The organism is Streptomyces sp. NPDC055189, from assembly GCF_053606765.1.
Genome location: NZ_JBSGSG010000188.1, coordinates 1 through 2220 on the forward strand (window position 1 = coordinate 1; position 2220 = coordinate 2220).

Annotated in this window: 2 protein-coding genes; both read left to right on the forward strand. The window is 61.4% G+C overall.

What is annotated here, in order from left to right:
- Positions 1-138 precede the first annotated feature (138 nt).
- Positions 139-483: a MobC family plasmid mobilization relaxosome protein gene (locus tag ACWFR3_RS46745; protein ID WP_044704870.1), complete on the forward strand. Its 345-nt coding sequence runs from the start codon at positions 139-141 to the stop codon at positions 481-483.
- The gene (gene mbeA, locus ACWFR3_RS46750; RefSeq protein ID WP_453740809.1) at positions 473-1972 is read left to right on the forward strand and encodes a plasmid mobilization relaxase MbeA; all 1500 of its coding nucleotides are present in this window, start codon (positions 473-475) and stop codon (positions 1970-1972) included. The genes ACWFR3_RS46745 and mbeA overlap by 11 nt, the downstream gene beginning before the upstream one ends.
- The last annotated feature ends 248 nt before the right edge of the window (positions 1973-2220 follow it).

Sequence of the window (2220 nt, forward strand, 5' to 3'; positions counted from 1 at the left end):
CACTCCGCTAGCGCTACGTGACTGGTTCAGGGCTGCGCCCCGAAACCCGCCAAAAGCCTGACGCGCCTGCGGCTTGTCCAACCCCGCGCCGACCGGGAAAGGCTTTCCCGCCCGTCCCGGCGTTATCAGGAGACCGGTTTGTCAGAGAAACGGAACAAGATGCTCACCATGTGGGTGACGGAGGACGAGCACCGGCGGCTGCTCGAACGCTGTGACGGCAGGCAGCTGGCGGCGTGGATGCGGCAGACCTGTCTTGATGAAAAGCCTGCGCGTACCGGAAAGCTACCCTCGATCTCGCCGGCGCTGCTGCGCCAGCTTGCCGGCATGGGCAACAACCTGAACCAGATAGCCCGCCGCGTTAACGCCGGCGGCGGTACCGGCCATGACAGGGTGCAGATTGTGGCGGCGCTGATGGCAATCGATGCCGGCCTTGAGCAGCTGCGGCACGCCGTTCTTGAGAAAGGAACGGACGATGATCATTAAATTTCATCCGCGCGGTCGCGGCGGTGGCGCCGGGCCGGTGGACTATTTGCTGGGTAAAGACCGGCAGCGTGAAGGCGCCACCGTCCTGCAGGGCAAGCCGGAAGAAGTCCGGGAGCTGATTGATGTGTCGCCTTACGTGAAGAAATACACCTCCGGCGTACTGTCGTTTGCGGAGGCAGATCTGCCTCCCGGCCAGCGGGAAAAACTGATGGCCAGCTTCGAGCGTGTTCTGATGCCCGGCCTCGATAAAGATCAGTACAGCATTCTGTGGGTGGAGCACGCGGACAAGGGGCGTCTGGAGCTGAACTTTCTGATCCCCAATACCGAGCTGCTGACCGGCAGGCGGCTCCAGCCGTACTACGACCGCGCCGACCGGCCGCGCATCGATGCCTGGCAGACGGTGGTCAACGGCCGGCTGGGGCTGCACGACCCGAACGCGCCGGAAAACCGGCGGGCGCTGGTCACGCCGTCCGCGCTGCCGGAAGCGAAGCAGGAAGCTGCCCAGGCGATTACGCGCGGCCTGCTTGCCCTTGCCTCATCCGGGGAGCTGAAAACCCGTCAGGACGTCACTGAGGCGCTGGAAAGCGCAGGTTTTGAGGTGGTGCGCAGCACGAAAAGCAGCATCAGCATTGCCGACCCGGACGGGGGGCGAAACATCCGACTGAAGGGAGCCATCTATGAGCAGTCTTTTAACGCTGGCGAAGGACTTGGAGCAGAAATCGAAAGCGCAGCAGCAGAGTACCGGCGAGATGCTGAAAGCCGCATTCAGCGAGCACGAGCAGTCTGTCAGAGCGGAACTGAGCGCAAGCGCGAGGAGAATCAGCGACGCCATCAGCGCCCACGAACAGAGTATGAGCGAGGCGATGGAGAAAAACCGGCGGAGCGTGCTGCTGACAGCCGGGAGGGCATGGCTCACCATCCTGATGGTGTCAGCGCTGCTGATCGCCACGAGCGGGAGCATTCTGTGGTGGCAGGGGCAGCAGATAACCGACAATTACACACATCTTCGTCAGCAGGAAGATACCCTGGCGAAAATGACTGCCCGGACGTGGGGAGTGCGCTATCAGGAGAGCAGCGACGGCCGGAGGTTCCTTATCCTGCCGCCGGGGATGCAAGCCGAAGCCATCCCCTACGACGGGACGACCTGGATCCGCCTGAAACAGGAGTAGCGGAAAATGACAGAGCTGGAAAAGCAGTTGCTGACCGCATTAGAGCAGCTACATCAGGACTACTCGCAAAGGCTGGACGAATGGGAGAGCGCCTTCGCGGAATGGCAGAAGATGTCTGGGCTTATGCAACGGGAGAACGCGGTGCTGAACGAGCGCGTGTCGGACTTGAGCACGCAGGTGCTGGGTTTAAGCGAGCAGCTGCGCCGCTTGTCCGGGAACTGAATGCCACCGAGTTCCGGCAGGGGGAGAATGAGTATCAGAAAACACTGGAGCTGGAGCGCCAGCCGCAGAAAACCTACAAAGGACCGACGCTGGGCTGACGGATGCCGGCCCGTGATAAACCCCAAGAAGGGGTCGTTTGCGGGAGAGGGCGAAATCCTACGCTAAGGCTTTGGCCAACGATATTCTCCGGTAAGATTGATGTGTTCCCAGGGGATAGGAGAAGTCGCTTGATATCTAGTATGACGTCTGTCGCACCTGCTTGATCGCGGCCGCGATAGCTAGATCGCGTTGCTCCTCTTCTCCATCCGCGTTCCAAGCTGCGGAAAGGCACCCATAAGCGTACGCC

Coding starts and splice junctions, on each gene's coding strand:
- mbeA (WP_453740809.1), top strand. CDS start 473: ATGATCATTAAATTTCATCCGCGCGGTCGCGGCGGTGGCGCCGGGCCG.